Below are 17,015 nucleotides of genomic sequence, written 5' to 3'. Positions count from 1 at the left end.
GGATGATACATGTTAAAAATTGAAGCATTAACGACAGAAATGAGAAATGAAAAAAGTATGAATATCGACCAATTGTCAACTCGAGAGATATTAGAGACCATTAATGACGAAGATAAAAAGGTTGCTGGTTGTGTAGAAGCAGTATTGCCTGAAATTGCAGCGACTGTCGATATCGTCTATCAATCGCTATTGAACGGTGGAAGATTAATTTATGTAGGAGCCGGTACAAGTGGGCGACTTGGAATCCTGGATGCTGTAGAATGCCCGCCAACCTATCGTACCTCGCCTGAATTGGTTCAGGGAATCATGGCTGGGGGAAGTCGTGCTTTAGTGGAAGCAGTAGAAGGTGCAGAGGACGACCCTCATTTAGGGGCACAGGATTTAGGTGCAAAAAACCTTACCAACCATGATGTTGTAGTAGCAATTGCAGCAAGCGGAAGAACGCCCTATGTAGTAGGTGCACTTCAGTATGCAAAAAAGATTGGTGCAAAAACGATTAGCTTATCGAGTAATCAGGATTCAATCATTAGTAAATACTCTGATATAGCCATTGAAGTATTAACAGGACCAGAAGTATTGACGGGCTCAACACGTATGAAAGCAGCAACCTCCCATAAACTTGTATTGAACATGATTACTACCTCATCCATGATAAAACTAGGTAAGGTATATGAAAATTTAATGGTGGACGTAAATGCTAGTAATGTCAAATTAAAGGAACGTGCAAAGAACATTGTATCAACTATAACGCATGAACCTTATAACAAGGTGGAAGAAATACTAGCAATAACAAATTATGAAGTAAAGCCAGCCATCGTGATGATCAAGGCAGAAGTGAATTTGGAAGTCGCTAGAAAAAGCATAATTCTTTCGAATGGGTTTGTTCGAGAAGCGATTGAAGTAGCAAAGCGAACCGTTAATTTGAATAGTGACTATGGAGAGGGCTGACTCAATATGAGTCGGCCTATTTTTTTGCATAAGAAGAATAAGATAAAAACTTTTGAAATATAAATACAATATATTATAATTTTAATAAAATTTGATTTCATTTATTTTTGTTCCGTGATATACTTATGGTAGTTCAAAAGTTTAGTATAGAAAGATTTTTATATTTTTTAATTAGGCATGTAAGCGTTATCTTCAATTGAATGGAAATTAATTCCTATAGTCGTAAATGCAGTTTTAGGAGTATTCTAAAAATAATTACATATTAACAAAAAATAGGAGAGGTGTAAACAAAATGGAAAATAAGAAGCATTTAGTACTAGTAGGGGCACACTGTGGCGACGTTGAGATTCAAGGTGGAGCAATTGCTCATAAATATGCAAAAGCTGGATGGGATGTCACATTTGTTCATTTGACTGCAGGTGAAAAAGGAAATCCTCCACATATATCAGTAGACGACTATCGTAAGCAAAAGATCCAAGAAGCCGAAAAAGTGGCAGAGATCTTAGGTGGAAAAAGTATAACACTAGATTATAAGGATGCAGAATTGAAGCTGGATGATGAGATTGTTACCCGTGTGGCAACACTAATGCGTAAACTACGTCCAACTGTTGTAATCACACACTGGGTGAACAGTATCCATCCCGACCATGCACTTTGTCCAAGAATTGTCGAAGCTGCCCAATTAAAGGCGGGTCTTCCGGGATTTGATTTAGAAGGTCTACCTCCGCATTTCTACCCTTTCTATCATAGTGAGAACTGGGAGGACATGGAGGGGTACGTTCCTGATATTTTCGTAGATGTATCTGAAGAGTTTGAAACATATCTGGAGGCGTTGTCAAACTATTGGTTTATCATGAATTCAAAATCATTCCGATACTATGACTATTACAAAGCACTAGGGACAGTTCGGGGCTGTGTAAGTCGAGCAAAATATGCCCAAACGTTAAAATTCCCAACGGGTGGTAATGTGAGAAGAGGGTTTATTCCAGGACATGAAATTTAAGTTCTGAGAAGAACAAACCCCTATTTCTTAAGATTAACTACAGAGGCGCTATGCGAAAGTGTAGCGCAAGGATTTTTCCCTTATATATGAATGAAAGGGGTTGTCTCAACTCTCATGAATAGACCAGTGAATATTGAAACCACTAACCCTGAAACTTCCATTTCAAGCGGGGTACCAAAAGATCGTAAAGTAAGAACACAGAGAATGAGGAAAATCATTAAGCATTGGCAGTTATATATCTTACTAGCACCAGCAATTATCTATTTTCTAGTATTTAAATACTACCCAATGTATGGTGTACAAATTGCGTTTAAGAATTTTAGAGCAGTAGATGGCATTCTTGGTAGTGAATGGGTTGGTTTTGACCATTTCACTAGATTTTTCGAATCATATTATTTCTGGGAATTAATGTGGAATACATTATCGATTAATTTGTATCAATTATTGCTTTTCCCGGTATCTATAATTGTTGCATTGTCTCTAAATGAATTAAGGGATGGGAAATTCAAAAAGACAGCTCAAACAATTACCTATGCACCACATTTTATTTCTGTAGTTGTTTTCGTTGGTATGCTCATTGCATTTTTGGATCCAGCGACAGGTATTATCAATCATTTCATTCAACTATTAGGCTTTGAACCTATTAATTTTATGACAAGCCCTGCATGGTTCAAAACCATCTTTGTGTTTTCTGGAGAATGGCAAAACCTTGGATGGGGAGCGATAATTTACTTAGCAGCATTAGCCGGAATTGACCCACAGTTGCATGAAGCTGCAAAAGTAGATGGAGCAACTAGATGGCAAAGAATATGGCATATTAACCTACCTGGAATTATGCCCACCATTATTATTCTCCTCATCTTAAATATGGGTAACTTTATGTCAGTTGGTTTTGAAAAAATCCTACTAATGCAGAATCCGTTAAACCTAGAAGCTTCCCAAGTGATTCAAACCTATGTATATGACATTGGTTTATTGAATGGTCAGTTCAGCTACTCTACTGCTGTCGGATTATTTAACTCCGTTATAAACTTTATCATTTTAATCATATTTAATAGATTGGCAAGAAGAACGGGTACAAGTCTATGGTAAAGGAGTATCCAGCATGAAAATAAAACCGAAAAAGTCTAGCAAAATAATGGAAACAAGATCAGACCGAATATTCGATATCACGAATAAGATTATCGTTTGGTTTTTCATCATTATTATTATGTACCCTCTTATTTATATCGTGAGTGCCTCTATTAGTAACCCGAGTTTTGTAAACTCTGGTGAAATGTGGTTGTTCCCGAAAGATATAACATTTGAAGGTTTCCAAAGAGTTTTTGAAAGTAAAGACATTTGGATTGGATATCGAAATACGATTTTTTACACATTACTGGGTACTTTTATTAACCTAGCCGTTACATTACCATGTGCTTACGCTCTCTCTCGAACAGAATTGGTTGGAAAAGGGGTCATCATGGGTATGTTGATTTTCACTATGTTCTTTGATGGCGGACTTGTACCTACTTACCTCCTCGTTAGGGACTTAGGGATGGTCAATACCATTTGGGCAATGGTTATACCGAGTGCAGCATCTGTATGGAATATTATCGTAACGATGACTTTCTTTAAGGTAACCATTCCAAGGGGGTTAGAGGAAGCAGCAGAGGTTGACGGTGCTTCTGTATTCAGAACATTCTTTCAAATTGTACTGCCGTTATCGGCACCGATTATTGCAGTAATGGCTCTATTCTATGGAGTCGGCCACTGGAATCAATATTTTGGAGCATTAATCTACTTAACAGATCGAGAACTTTTCCCACTTCAGCTTATATTACGGGAAATTTTAATACAGCAAGAAATTGCAACGGAAATCATGATGCAAGGTGGAAACATAGAGGCGATTGGGGAACAAGCACGAATCGCAAGTATTGTGAAATATGCAGTCATGATTGTATCTGCCGCTCCACTATTAATCGCATATCCTTTCTTACAGCGCTTCTTCTTAAAAGGCGTCATGATTGGCTCTGTAAAAGGATAAAAGCTTTCATTTAACAAGGGGGTGAGAACGAAGGGGAAAATCTTACGGCAAGGGGCATTTATAAGATAAAAAATAATAACATTTAAGGGGGATTCTTTGTGAAGTTCAAAAAGCAAATGAAAATAGCTGGAACAGTGTTACTAGCATCAAGCTTACTTCTTGGAGCATGTTCCAATAAGGAAGAAGTATCTAAAGAGAAAGATGCACCAAAGAACTTAAATGCAACAGGATATCCAATTGTAAATGAGGCATTAACTTTAGAAATGATGGGACAGAGTTCACCGCTTCAGCCAAATTGGGGAGATATGAATTTCTTCAAGAAAATGAAAGAGTTAACAAATATGGATTTCACCTACCGAACTTCAACATCAGATCAATATGCTCAACAAAAACAATTAGCATTTACGAGTATGCAGCTTCCAGACGTCTTTTTCGGAGCTAACTTCACAGCTGCGGAAGAGGTTGATTATGGGGCACAAGGGTTACTGGCTCCACTTGAGGATCTAATTGACCAATATGCACCAAATTTACAAAAGGTAATGGAAAAATATCCAGATCTAAAGTCTTCTATTACAGCACCTGATGGACATATATATGCGTTACCAGGGATTGATACATCTACAACTTCTCAAGTGCCAATTATGTGGATGAACGGGTACTGGTTAGAAAATCTAGGCATTGATAAAAGACCAGAATCAACTGAAGAGCTGTACCAATTATTAAAGGATTATAAAGAAAAAGATCCGAACAAAAATGGAAAAGCGGATGAAATTCCACTAACAGCTTCAAGCGTCGCTGAACTAAGATATCACTTTATGCCGGCTTTTGGAATTAACCAACAAGGTGGAATTTTTGAAAAGGATGGCAAGGTTGGATATGCGTTCGTTCAGGATGGTTATAAGGAATACTTAAAATACTTAAACCGCTTATACTCTGAAAAACTATTAGACCAACAGGTATTCTCTCATACATGGGAACAATATGTAGCTAAAGGAGCAGAAGATCTTGTAGGTGTTTTCCCAACTTGGCCAATTGTAATGGTAGGCTATGCTGATCCAGCATTAGGGGCAAATTATCCATTATTACCACCATTAACAAGTGAGTTTAATGATCAAAAACTTATGACAAAGCTCTCTGAAATTAAAAGAGGACGCGCGGCGATTTCATCAGAAAATGAACATGCAGAAGCAACTATGCGTTGGTTGGATCATATGTACTCTGAAGAAGGTACTTACCTAGCACGTTTAGGTGTTGAAGGTGAGAACTGGGAGTGGGATGATAAAGGGAACTGGAAGTTGTTAGCTCCAGAAGGTATGAATACAACACAAGCAAACGCTCAACATGCTCCAGGTGCTGGATCTCCTGTACCTATGGTATTAGAGCAGGAATTCTTCGCAAAAGAAGATAACCCAACCATTCACTTAATTTCAGGTTGGATTGAAGATGAGTATTTACCATATGCGGAATTACCATTCCCACAGGTGTACTTTACTGAAGAAGAACAAGCGAAACTCAATACAATTAAACCAGATTTGGATTCTTACCTAGAACAAATGGAAGCAAAATTTGTCTCTGGTCAAGCATCCATTGATGGCGAGTGGGATAATTTCGTAAAAACATTAAACCAATTAGGTGCTGAAGAAATGGCAAAAATCAACCAAGCAGCATACGACCGTTGGGCAGAAGCAAAATAATAAAACAAAGGATTTACTGTCCCTGGACCATAGATGGGTCACAGGGACAGGTTCCTTGTCCCAATTAGGGCACAAGTTTTTGAGGTGAAATGTAATGGGTATAGGTTATGAGGGACTGATTTGGAAAATTTATCGAATAGCAGAGTCTATAGCTAGAATATTGTATATCAATCTTCTTTGGGTAGCCTTTTCATTATTAGGTGTCATTGTACTAGGTTTTTTCCCTGCGACAGCTGCGATGTTTTCAGTTGTTCGAAAGTCGATGCTAGGTGAGAAGGATATTCCAATCTTTAAGACATTCTGGCAATACTACAAAACTGAATTTATTCAATCGAATTTACTTGGTTTGGCACTGGTACTGATAGGTGCTGTACTATACGTTGACCTTCGATTTTTCCAGTCATCTGATAGTATCATTACACTTGCTCTCTCTTATTTATTTTTATTTTTATTATTGGTGTATTTTGCAGTTGTGCTCTATATTTTTCCGGTTTTTGTTCATTACCAGTTTAAAACGTTAGAATATATCAAATATGCTTTAATTATGGCGGTTGGTCGTCCTTTTCAAACTCTATTCATGATCGTAGGCTGTCTTTTGGTGCTCACTCTTTTACGAATGGTACCTATGTTAATGCTTTATTTCGGTGGTTCTTTACTGTGTTATGTACTTATGTGGAAATCAATTAAATCATTTCCAAAAGAAGAAATCCAAGAATGATGAATATAAACATGAATAGTTCTATTGAGAAACGGATGGTTAGGAGTGGTTTAATGAAGATTGGTTTAGATGTTTTTTTAGGGAGCCAATATAAAGACTATCTAGGTAAACGAATTGGACTCGTAACAAATATTACGGGTGTTAATCAAAACCTTGTTCCTTCAATTGACTTATTTTATGAACACCCAGACATTCAGTTAACAGCATTATACGCACCTGAGCATGGCATTCGCGGTGATGCGAAAGAAGGGGAAAAGGTAGAAACATCAGTAGATCCAGATACGGGGTTACCTGTTTTTAGTTTATATGGAGAAAGCCGAAAACCCTCTAAGGAAATGTTAGATCCTATTGATGTGGTCGTTTTTGATCTTCAGGATATTGGCTCAAGATATTATACATTCATTTACACGATGGCCTATGTGATGGAGGCTTGCGCGGAATACGGAAAAGAATTCGTTGTTTTGGATCGACCTAATCCTGTTTCAGGAGAAAAATTGGAAGGGAACTTAGTTGAAGAGGATGTAAGGTCTTTTGTAGGTTTACTACCAATTCCGAACAGACATGGTATGACTGTCGGGGAACTAGCTTTATTATTTAAACATGAATTTGGATATGATTGTGAGTTAACCATTGTTCCAATGCAAGGTTGGAAAAGAGATATGTATTATGATGAAACAGGCCTTTTTTGGGTACCCCCTTCTCCGAACACAACAAACATTGATATGAACATCTTATATCCCGGTACATGTCTTGTGGAAGGAACAAATTTATCAGAAGGAAGAGGAACGACAAGACCTTTTGAATATATTGGTGCTCCATTTATAGATGGGCAAAGGTTAGCAAAGACGTTTAATCAAAAAAAGGTTACAGGTGTGTTAGCACGCCCTACATCGTTTATTCCTACCTATCAAAAGCATAAAGATGAAGTATGTCGAGGAATACAACTACATGTAGTCGATAGACGAAAATTAAATTCTTTGGAAGCGGGAATTTTACTTATAGAAACGATAGCTGAAATGTATCCACAGGATTTCAGCTTCATCAGTAATAATAATGGGAAATACTTTTTTGATTTATTAGCGGGAACGAAAAAATTAAAGGACTACATTTTACATGGAACTTCAGTTGATTTTTTGGAGGCATGTGAAGGGCAAGTGGCTTCTTTCAAAAAACAAAGAGAACCATATCTTTTGTATAAATAGGATGGTAAACATATGACAAACATATCAGCTTTAACAACCGAACTGCGAAATAACAGTTCTGCAAATATTGATAACATGTCCACTATGGAAATTTTAAAGACGATTAATAATGAGGATAAAACCGTTGCCTACCGTGTAGAAGATGTTCTTCCTGAAATAGAAGAGACTGTAGAAATCGTTTATCAATCCTTAAGTCAGGGTGGCAGATTGTTTTATATTGGCGCAGGCACGAGCGGGAGAATTGGGATATTAGATGCAGTTGAATGCCCACCAACATATAGTACTCCTCCTGACCTTGTGCAAGCGATTATTGCTGGTGGAAGTAATGCCTTTATTCAAGCGGTGGAAGGTGCGGAAGACAATATCCATTTAGGTGCTAGGGACTTGGAGGAAAGAAATCTCACAGAAATTGATGTTGTTATTGGGATTGCTGCAAGCGGAAGAACGCCCTATGTGATTGGAGCGCTTCAATATGCGCAGCAAATTGGTGCGAAGACAGTTAGTCTGTCTAGTAATAAAAATTCAAAGATTAGCCAGCATGCTGACATTATCATCGAAGTTGAAACGGGACCTGAAGTACTGACTGGTTCAACCCGGATGAAGGCTGCGACAGCTCATAAATTGATCTTAAATATGATCACAACCTCAACAATGATAAAGGTTGGAAAAGTATATGAAAATCTAATGGTCGATTTAAAAGTAAGCAATATCAAGCTTCAGGAACGTGCAAAAAATATTGTTTCCACAATTACTGATGTTTCTTATGAAAAGGCAACGGAAGTATTGGAAAAAACAAACTACGAGGTTAAGCCAGCAATTGTCATGATAAAAGCAACTGTATCCTTTGAGGACGCAAAAAAATACATTCATTCAGCTAATGGATTTGTACGAAAGGCAATCGATCTGGCTAGTAAGGGAGTGAATTAATATGGTGGAATATAGACACTATCAATCAGGTGATGAAAAACAAATTGTAGAACTTTGGAATCAAACCTTATGGAAGGATCCGATTACGTCCAAGCGTTTTCGTAATCTTGTTTTATTAGATGCGAACTTTGATCCAGAAGGAATGAGACTCGCTTTTGAGAATCATAAATTAATAGGCTGTGTGTATGCAGTGAGAAGGCTGTTGCCAATGTTCGGAACAGATTTGGAACCAGACAATGGATGGATACCCTTCTTTTTCGTCGATAAAGATTACCAACGGACAGGTGTTGGTGCTCAATTAATGAAAGAGGCTGTTGACTTTCTAAAAGAGTATAATAGAAAGCATGTATTTTTCTCATCTTATGCACCAAATTATATCATGCCAGGGATTGATGAGGCTGCTTATCCGCAAGCCTACCAGTTTTTACAGGCACAAGGTTTTACTAAGCTTTATTCTCCAATAGCGATGGATCGTAATTTAGTTGATTTTAAGCTTTCCGATGAGATAAAGGAGCTTGTGAAACAAAGAGAAGAAGAGGGATATACCTTTACGAAAGCAGAGGATAAAGACCTTTATGAAGTTATCCAATTTGCAAATGTAAAATTTAACCCGGATTGGGGAAGAGCCATTCGTGAAGGCATTCTACAGGGATTACCTATGGAGCGAATTCTTGTTGCTAGACAAGGCGATAAAGTTGTAGGGTTTTGTATTTATGGAGGCTATGAGCAGGTGCCAGACCGATTCGGACCATTTGGAGTTGACCCGGAGCAGCAAGGAAAAGGGCTTGGTAAAATCTTATTACACCTATGTCTACAAAATATGAAATCAGAAAGTCTACATGGAGCTTGGTTCCTCTGGACAGGTGAAAAGACTTCAGCGGGGTACCTTTATAAGAAAACAGGTTTCACAATCACTCGTACATTCCATGTCATGAAAAGAGATATTTAATTTCATAGATGACATACCTACATTTAAGTTGAAATTAGGGATTATTTTAGTCTATTGTTATAAATGAGAACTATTCAACATGGAGCGTAAACAACTATAAACGATAGTATTTAGATAAATAGAAATGAGCTGATACATGTATGTCTACAAATGGAGGACTTGTCATTCTTACCGAGATGCTACCAAGCTTACCACCCTCTGAGAAGAAAATTGCTTCTTATATTATTGAAAATCCGCAGGAGTCTATTTCATTAACTGCGAATGAATTAGGAAAAAGAAGCTCAACGAGTGGGGCGGCCGTCATCAGGCTTTGTAAATCTCTAAATCTAAAAGGCTTTCAGGATTTAAAGCTTCGTATAGCGGGAGACCTTCAGAAAACGAATGATTTAGGATTTAGTGATATCGAGCCGAATGAATCGATTGTGTCAGTTATTGAAAAGATGACCAATAATAGTATTCAAACGATTCGCGAAACGGCAGAATTATTAAGTGTTGATGAACTGGAAAAAGCGATTGAGGTAGTCAGAAATGCAAGGAGAATCCATTTTATTGGTGTAGGCGCCTCAAGTATTATCGCTCAGGATGCGCAGCAAAAATTTCTTCGAATCAATAAAACAGCCTATGCATTTGCAGATATGCATATGGCAGCTACACAAGTTGCAAATGCGGAAGCCGATGACGTGGTTGTAGGAATTTCTTTTTCAGGAGAAACAAAAGAGGTTGCTAAGGTTTTACAGTTAGCAAGAGAGAAGAAGGCTACGACGATTAGTTTAACAAAATACGGAAGTTCAATTGTTACCGATGCTGCAGATATCAAATTGTATACTTCTGTGACAAAGGAAACGACGTTTAGGAGTGGTGCAACTTCCTCTCGGATTGCGCAACTGCAAGTTATTGACATTCTTTTTATGTGTGTAGCCTCATTACAATACGATGATACGTTGATGCATTTAAATGCCACTCGTGAAGCCGTAGAGTTTCTAATGGGTAAGAATAAGTAAAACAACTACAATCAAGGGCTAACTCGAAATGGGTTAGTCTTTTTTATCACAAATAACGGGGGAATCATACCATGTATATTTTAGGGATTGATGGTGGTGGAACGAAAACAAAAGGGGTTATTGCCACAGTAGCAGGAACTATTATAGCTGAAGCAACAGTAGGTGCATCAAACCCTAATAATGTAAAAAAGGAAGACTTGAAAAAAGAGCTTAGTAAGTTAATAGATATATTGAAGACCGAGAGCAAGGATGCCTTTAAAGAGGTAAAAAGAGCATATGCTGGTATGTCAGGAGTTGACCATCCTTCAGCGCGTAAAGAGATGAAACAGCTGATGGAATCCCTATTACCATGGTCTATTCCTGTAACGGTGAATAATGATGCAATCACTGCCCTGTATTCTGGTACGTTAGGAAAACCGGGAGTTGTCCAAATTGCCGGTACTGGATCAATTACATTTGGTTTAAACGGCGAGGGAGTTCTTGACCGTGTTGGTGGTTGGGGCTATTTACTTGGTGAGGGTGGAAGTGGCTTTGCTGTAGGTAGCGAAGGATTACAGGAAGCTTTTCGGGCTCATGACGGGTTAGGGAGCAGAACGGAATTAACCTCATTAATATGTGGTCATTTTCAAGTAAAGACTCTCCCAGAAATCATCCATTCTATCTATAACGCAGTAAATCCTAAAGAATTGATTGCTTCTTTAAGTAGGCACGTCTTTACCGCAGCAGATCATGGTGACAAAGTTGCTCAAGCAATCATTCAAAAAAATGCCAATCATATTGGAGAAGCAGTGAGTTGTTTAATAAATAAGCAATTTAACGAAAACGAAAGAGCACATGAAATACCGGTTGTACTTGCAGGAGGACTTTTTAATCGGCTTGATTTATTTAAGGGAGCAATGGAAGAAATCTTTGAGAAACATTCAATCAACGCTAAGCTAATTAGACCGGGAATCGAGCCTGTTGGTGGTGCAGTAATTGCAGGGTTTCTTGAGGAAAATATTGAAGTGGATGAGGGGTTTATTGAGCAATTTAGTAGGCATAAATTGTAAAGCAATCTTCCGGATGTGAACAGAAACTTTTAATGTGATTGAATACGATGCACTTGAGGTGGCCAATGAGGGAAAATGAGTTTAATGTTTATCACGTTGTTACCAAGAAAAAAATGATCTGTGGGCAGAGAATTAACTTTGATAAAAATCAGCACAACACCTTATATCGCTTCTTTTTTGAAAGAGAACATGTAAATTCCAAAGGTGAGGATTTCATTCGTATTTTAACCAGTCAAATTTCAAATACAGGATTAACTTTGAATAAAGAGGATTCAGATGTAGCTTTTAGGTATATGGACCAAACAATCAGGGCAATTAGAGAAGTGATAGTAGAAATGGTTAGACTACAAGATTACCCTGAATATCCTTCAAGACTGTCATGCTTGTACGCTGTGAAAAGTTATGAAGACGCTATCAGATGGAAAGAGTTATTTGACTCCTACAACCGTAAAGTATTGCAGATTGTTAAGCTACGAGTCATTGGAAATTATTTTGAGAGTGATGGAAATCTTTTGCCTAAGGAAGATGGGGTTCCTTTCTCTAAAAAAATTGAGCAAGCGAGAGAATATTGGAATGGTAATATTAAAAGTGAACTTCCCGAGGTTTTGATTAATGGAGATATTAAAGTTGTAGAAATTATGGATGATTTTTCGCTGAAATCTGTCTAGATGTGGATAACTTTTTTTGATATTGACCAATTTGATTAATCATTGAGAAATATTTCGGATTAAGGGGGCAATAAATGGATCAATCCAAAAAACATTCTTTCTATCTATTAATGCCTTATATTAAAAGATATTCTTCAACCTACATTTTATTATTTGTGTTACTAATAATGGGTGTTTTTCTAGACTTGTTTTTTGCTTGGTTTTTAAAAAGTATTACTGATTCAGCGGTTGCAGGCGACTTTGAGAAGGTGAAATGGTATTTCCTGTTGGGGGCACTATTAATAATTACCAATGTCATCATAAGCTTTTTTAACGCGTATCTCCAATCTGTTTCTGTAAATAAAATAAAAAAAGATATAAAAACCGATATTTTTAATCATCTTCTATGTGTTTCCAATAACTATTTTAATAGAGTCCATTCAGGAGATATCGTATCAAGATTAAATAACGATGCAAATAGTATTGGTGGTGCGATTGGTAGTAATATTATAAATTTAATCCGTCACCCTTTAGCTGCCCTTGTTTCCTTTATTTATTTGTTAACGATAAATTGGCAATTATCTTTATTAACCTTGTTATTAGGTCCTTCGGCTTTATTATTAGGAAAACTTTTTGGTAAAGCTTTAAGGTTAAATAGTAAGAAAATTCATATTGAAACAGGCAGGGTTAATAGCTTTTTGCAGGATACCTTTTCTGGACGATTCATTGTGAAGGTATTCGGATTAGAACAGTATATTTCAAATCAATTTCAAAACGATAGTGAGCGCATTTTATTGCTAGAATTGAAGGATGGAAAACTTCGAGGGGGATTGCAGGGAAGTGTAACAGGTGTTGGTTCAATGTCATTTATGGTTTCATTAGGTCTAGGAGCTTTCTTCGTCGTAAATGGTACACTTTCAATAGGATCACTGTTGGCGTTTGTAAGTTTGCTTCAAAATATAACCTCACCGTTTACAGGGATGGCCAATATCTGGGCTGATTTTCAACGTTCATTGTCGGCTGTTGAAAGATTGTTTTCTCTTTTAGAAATTCCAAAGGAAATGGAACTATTTGAACTGTCAAAAAAGCATGAGGAAAAAGATTTAAATAAGGACATCAAACTAGAGGAAATTTCCTTTTCATATGAGGGAAAAAATATAATTAAGGACCTTAGTCTGACAATTTCAAAAGGTGATGCTGTAGCAATAGTTGGGCCAAGCGGGTCTGGTAAGAGTACATTATTTCAGTTGTTGTTGGGTTTAAGTAAGCCTGATAAAGGAAGAATTTTTATTGATGGTAAATCGATAGGAGAATTGACTATTTCCGAATTAAGAAGTTATTTTTCAATTGTTCCTCAAGATACATATTTATTTAATGGTTCAATAAAAGAAAATATTTCTTTTGGAAAATATGGTGCTAGTGAGAAAGAAATAATAGAGGCAGCAAATATTGCTAACGCCCATAAGTTTATAATGGAGTTAAATGATGACTATAATACCCAAGTTGGTGAACGAGGAACAAGGCTTTCAGGTGGACAAAAGCAGCGTATTTCAATCGCAAGAGCAGTTCTTAAAGATGCTCCTATATTATTGCTTGATGAGGCTACTTCTGCACTTGATTCCGAGTCTGAACAAGTGTTACAGGAATCATTAGATCAAATAATGAAAGATAAAACAACTATCATCATTGCACACAGGTTATCAACCATAAAAAATGCAAATATCATCTTGGTAATGGATGACGGAAAAGTCACCGAAATGGGATCCCATGAGGAGCTATTGAGGAAAAGTGGGACATATGCAAGGCTGTATCATTTGCAAATATCTAATGGTACAGAAGGCAATATTCAAAATTAAGCGGTCCATTAATTGGGTCATTTTTCGTTGTAAAATGAAAAGAAGGTTTTCTAATGTTCAAGAAAACCTTCTTTTTTGATACAACTTATTCCTTATTTAGATATGACTTTTCAATCGATTTCACGTTGCTTTCCAGCATCGCTTTTATTTCTTCAGAGGCATCACTCTTATTTAGGTGTTTTACAAAGTCACCCAAATGCTTAATCGCTTGTCCACTATCACCTTTTTGATAATGATGTTCTGCCTGATTTAGTCGATTTGTTAATTGTTTAGATAAGGAATGTTCGAGCATACCATTTTCCTCTAAGCTAGTAATTTGTTCAGTTAAAGATGCGGTTGTAGCCTCAACTGTGATGGTAATGATGTTGGACTTTACTTCTTTTCCTTTATAGGTAACAATTGCGTAAATTTCTGTGGTACCTGCGTTATTTGCAGTCAGTTTGCCGTTTTCAATGGATGCAACATTTGAATTAGAGTTAAACCATTTTATTCCTGTATTAGTCAGGTCAGCTTTTTGGTTGTTAGCTAGAATACCTTCAAGGCTAAATTCTGTTTGAAGATTTTGTTGGATTGTTTCATTCTCAACGGATATATTAACTGTATTTAAGTTTACCTTAATCGGATCCTTTAAAACCTGATATAAAGAATCTAATAGGTCGATACCATGGTCTTGGCTGACCTCCCAAATCATCGCTCCTCCAAGGCCTCTTTCACGGATATAGTTTGCTTTGATCTGCATTGATTCTGGATCATCATATGTGATAAAAATCGACTTTTCAGCGTTAAATAAATATGGTGTTTGTGTTCCCTCATCCCAGAAACGCTTATACCCGTTATTTAAATAATCATCACGCATAATTCGATTGTATGTTGCTGACCCACTGCCTTCATATGGTTGACGAAGACCATTGTTTTCGCTTGAAGTTACATTGTAACGGTATCCGTAAAATGGAACACCCATTACGATTTTTTCAGCAGGTACCCCCGCATCTAAGTAGGCGGTTACTGCCTTATCTACACTCCATGTTTTCCCGTTGTCATCATAAAGTGGAGCGTTATGGTCCGCAAGTGGTTCCCAAGTTCCATGGATGTCATATGTCATGATCTGTACATAGTCTAAATATTGTTGGGATTCCCCGAGTGTTGCATTTTTTACAAAGCCTGTATTCGCAGCTCCAGCAATGGAAAGCGAATAATGATTACCATCCTTTTCTCCTTGTTCATCAAGCTTTTCACGTATTTTTTCTAAAAGGAGAGGGTAGTTATCTTTGTCAGCAGGGTTCGGGTATGTGCCAGGACCTCCGCCACTAACTGGGTATTCCCAATCTAAATCAACACCATCAAAGCCATGTTCAGTAATAAAATCTACTAAACTATCGGCAAAGATTGTTCTTGCTTCATCAGTTGCAGCAGCTTCTGAGAAGCCTGCAGAACCACCCCAACCACCAACAGCAATTGTTGTTTTTAAATGTGGGTACTTTTCCTTTAATTTGCGAAGCTCTGCAAAATTAATCGGATCATTTGTAGGGTCACTCATTTTGATTTTATGGTCTTGTCCAACAAGCCCAAATGCATAGTTGATATGAGTGAGTCGGCTTGCATCTAAATCATGCATAATATCGAATCCACTTAATGTGGCCCAGCCTGCTAAATAGGAAATCATATAATTTTGAGGTGGAGCGTCAGCAGGGTCCCATTCGGGTGGAATATATCCTTCTACGATATTATCTACTAAGAATATTCTCGTAACCGTTGTTTTTTGACCTTGTGCATCTGTAGCGACTGCTTTTATAATGGCAGTACCCTCAGGTGCAGAAGTTGTAGCCCAATCAACGCTGTATACATCACCGTCTTTTTTTGTACCAGGAAACTTCCAATAGGCACTTTCCGGTGCGGCAGTTGTTTTAACAAATATCTCAACATTTTCTACACTTGGGTCTTCCGCAGATACTGAAACGTTAATCGTGCCGGAATAACCCTCGCTTCTAGGTGAAACACCATTAGGCTCAGGAGCTTGGATTTCACTAATATTCGGTTGTGATGTAACTGTTTCATTTGTTAAAACAGTAATTGTATTGTCATCAATAGAAAGGTTATTATAAATGTCTTTTGCCTTAGCCCTAAATTGATATAAAGTATCAGCTTCTAATCCTTCAATCTCAATTGAAGTCTCTTTCGTTTCTGCAATTTTTACTCCACCTTGGTAAATCTCATAGTTATATAGCTTTGTAGAAGTAGACTTAGTCCACGCCAAGTTAACACTTGAAGCTGTTCGAGATGTTACCTGTAAATCCTTAGGTGATGCAGGAGACGTTGGCTCTGCATAGTTTTTAACAAGAACGTTTCTCACAACTGTCTCAACTTCACCTGAGGTATAGGTGATATCAACTCGTAGGCTATATTCTCCATCTGGAACCCAAGGATCTCCAGTAGCCCAACTCCATGAATATGGTGCCTTCGATAAAGGGGCATAGGGGTAGTAGATAGAATCAGGCTCATTAACTGCCTTTGCAAAGAATTGTACTTTTTCTACAGGTTTCGATGGATCAGGAACAGCTGTAACTAATGGACTGCCCTTTACGGTATTTCCTCCTTCTTCAGTTGTGGTAACATCGATGTAAGAGGCTGAGTTGGAATTTCCGTCCTGTGCAAAAGCACTAGTGACAACGCTTCCAAAAACAATAATCAGTAAACAAAATATTCGGAAAAATTTTGACAAACTTTTTCATCCCCTTATTAATTAGTCCAATTTTTGAAAATTACTTATGTTTAATCATGAGGGAACTTGCGGGAACATATCGTGGTGGTAAGAGCATGGTGTAGGTTGAATATTTTTAATCGATTTCCTAGAAACCACCTCCCACTGATTCTATCAACCTAGGAAAAAAGGGTTGATATTGTAAATCTAGTTTATCATCATTGAATTTTTATTTCAATATTGTTAATATAGGTATAAATTATTATTTTAAATTGCGCTTTATCAATATATTCCTTG

General features: G+C 37.3%; 14 protein-coding genes. 13 read left to right on the top strand and 1 reads right to left on the bottom strand.

Features of this window, described 5'->3' with window-relative positions; genetic code table 11:
- Window positions 1-9: 9 nt before the first annotated feature.
- The 13 genes from murQ (NST91_RS25080) (at window position 10) to NST91_RS25020 (ending at window position 14,020) form a co-directional block, all read left to right on the top strand.
- Window positions 10-948, top strand: a complete 939-nt coding sequence (gene murQ / locus NST91_RS25080; RefSeq protein ID WP_341333316.1) for an N-acetylmuramic acid 6-phosphate etherase — start codon at window positions 10-12, stop codon at window positions 946-948.
- Window positions 949-1,240: 292 nt separating this feature from the next.
- A complete protein-coding gene (locus NST91_RS25075) occupies window positions 1,241-1,951 on the top strand; it encodes a PIG-L family deacetylase (protein WP_121448376.1) in 711 nt (236 codons plus the stop codon).
- Between the two features lie 204 nt (window positions 1,952-2,155).
- Window positions 2,156-3,043, top strand: a complete 888-nt coding sequence (locus NST91_RS25070; RefSeq protein WP_341333600.1) for an ABC transporter permease — start codon at window positions 2,156-2,158, stop codon at window positions 3,041-3,043.
- Window positions 3,044-3,056: 13 nt separating this feature from the next.
- The gene (locus NST91_RS25065) at window positions 3,057-3,977 is read left to right on the top strand and encodes a carbohydrate ABC transporter permease (RefSeq protein ID WP_341333315.1); all 921 of its coding nucleotides are present in this window, start codon (window positions 3,057-3,059) and stop codon (window positions 3,975-3,977) included.
- Window positions 3,978-4,075: 98 nt separating this feature from the next.
- Window positions 4,076-5,671: a type 2 periplasmic-binding domain-containing protein gene (locus tag NST91_RS25060; protein WP_341333314.1), complete on the top strand. Its 1,596-nt coding sequence runs from the start codon at window positions 4,076-4,078 to the stop codon at window positions 5,669-5,671.
- 94 nt (window positions 5,672-5,765) lie between these two features.
- A complete protein-coding gene (locus NST91_RS25055; protein ID WP_341333313.1) occupies window positions 5,766-6,389 on the top strand; it encodes a YesL family protein in 624 nt (207 codons plus the stop codon).
- Window positions 6,390-6,442: 53 nt separating this feature from the next.
- Window positions 6,443-7,591, top strand: coding sequence for an exo-beta-N-acetylmuramidase NamZ family protein (locus tag NST91_RS25050; RefSeq protein ID WP_341333312.1), 1,149 nt, complete (start codon window positions 6,443-6,445; stop codon window positions 7,589-7,591).
- Between the two features lie 12 nt (window positions 7,592-7,603).
- The gene (murQ, locus tag NST91_RS25045; protein ID WP_341333311.1) at window positions 7,604-8,518 is read left to right on the top strand and encodes an N-acetylmuramic acid 6-phosphate etherase; all 915 of its coding nucleotides are present in this window, start codon (window positions 7,604-7,606) and stop codon (window positions 8,516-8,518) included.
- Window position 8,519: 1 nt separating this feature from the next.
- The gene (locus NST91_RS25040) at window positions 8,520-9,467 is read left to right on the top strand and encodes a GNAT family N-acetyltransferase (protein ID WP_341333310.1); all 948 of its coding nucleotides are present in this window, start codon (window positions 8,520-8,522) and stop codon (window positions 9,465-9,467) included.
- A 140-nt stretch (window positions 9,468-9,607) separates the two neighbouring features.
- Window positions 9,608-10,468 (top strand): MurR/RpiR family transcriptional regulator, encoded by an 861-nt coding sequence (locus tag NST91_RS25035; RefSeq protein WP_341333309.1) that lies wholly within the window; start codon window positions 9,608-9,610, stop codon window positions 10,466-10,468.
- Window positions 10,469-10,539: 71 nt separating this feature from the next.
- A complete protein-coding gene (locus NST91_RS25030) occupies window positions 10,540-11,517 on the top strand; it encodes an N-acetylglucosamine kinase (protein WP_341333308.1) in 978 nt (325 codons plus the stop codon).
- Window positions 11,518-11,582: 65 nt separating this feature from the next.
- Window positions 11,583-12,185 carry a DUF2441 domain-containing protein gene (locus NST91_RS25025; RefSeq protein ID WP_341333307.1) on the top strand — a complete coding sequence of 201 codons (603 nt, stop codon included), beginning with the start codon at window positions 11,583-11,585 and terminating at the stop codon, window positions 12,183-12,185.
- A gap of 74 nt (window positions 12,186-12,259) precedes the next feature.
- Entirely contained in the window at window positions 12,260-14,020 is a 1,761-nt protein-coding gene (locus tag NST91_RS25020; RefSeq protein WP_341333306.1) for an ABC transporter ATP-binding protein, read from the top strand.
- An 85-nt stretch (window positions 14,021-14,105) separates the two neighbouring features.
- Here the strand turns inward: NST91_RS25020 and NST91_RS25015 are convergent, their stop codons facing one another.
- Complete coding sequence (locus tag NST91_RS25015; RefSeq protein WP_341333305.1) at window positions 14,106-16,739, bottom strand: glycosyl hydrolase family 18 protein; 2,634 nt, start codon at window positions 16,737-16,739, stop codon at window positions 14,106-14,108.
- Window positions 16,740-17,015: the final 276 nt, after the last annotated feature.

Source organism: Ferdinandcohnia sp. FSL W7-1320 (assembly GCF_038050315.1).
Classification (GTDB): Bacteria; Bacillota; Bacilli; order Bacillales; family Bacillaceae_L; genus Ferdinandcohnia; species Ferdinandcohnia aciditolerans.
Note: the sequence above shows the minus strand (reverse complement) of the source record. Positions and strands in the feature narration are given on the sequence as shown.

Bases quoted from the DNA above. Each gene is read 5' to 3' on its own strand.
- murQ (WP_341333316.1), top strand. From the start codon at position 10: ATGTTAAAAATTGAAGCATTAACGACAGAAATGAGAAATGAAAAAAGT.
- NST91_RS25075 (WP_121448376.1), top strand. From the start codon at position 1,241: ATGGAAAATAAGAAGCATTTAGTACTAGTAGGGGCACACTGTGGCGAC.
- NST91_RS25070 (WP_341333600.1), top strand. From the start codon at position 2,156: ATGAGGAAAATCATTAAGCATTGGCAGTTATATATCTTACTAGCACCA.
- NST91_RS25065 (WP_341333315.1), top strand. From the start codon at position 3,057: ATGAAAATAAAACCGAAAAAGTCTAGCAAAATAATGGAAACAAGATCA.
- NST91_RS25055 (WP_341333313.1), top strand. From the start codon at position 5,766: ATGGGTATAGGTTATGAGGGACTGATTTGGAAAATTTATCGAATAGCA.
- NST91_RS25050 (WP_341333312.1), top strand. From the start codon at position 6,443: ATGAAGATTGGTTTAGATGTTTTTTTAGGGAGCCAATATAAAGACTAT.
- murQ (WP_341333311.1), top strand. From the start codon at position 7,604: ATGACAAACATATCAGCTTTAACAACCGAACTGCGAAATAACAGTTCT.
- NST91_RS25040 (WP_341333310.1), top strand. From the start codon at position 8,520: ATGGTGGAATATAGACACTATCAATCAGGTGATGAAAAACAAATTGTA.
- NST91_RS25035 (WP_341333309.1), top strand. From the start codon at position 9,608: ATGTCTACAAATGGAGGACTTGTCATTCTTACCGAGATGCTACCAAGC.
- NST91_RS25030 (WP_341333308.1), top strand. From the start codon at position 10,540: ATGTATATTTTAGGGATTGATGGTGGTGGAACGAAAACAAAAGGGGTT.
- NST91_RS25025 (WP_341333307.1), top strand. From the start codon at position 11,583: ATGAGGGAAAATGAGTTTAATGTTTATCACGTTGTTACCAAGAAAAAA.
- NST91_RS25020 (WP_341333306.1), top strand. From the start codon at position 12,260: ATGGATCAATCCAAAAAACATTCTTTCTATCTATTAATGCCTTATATT.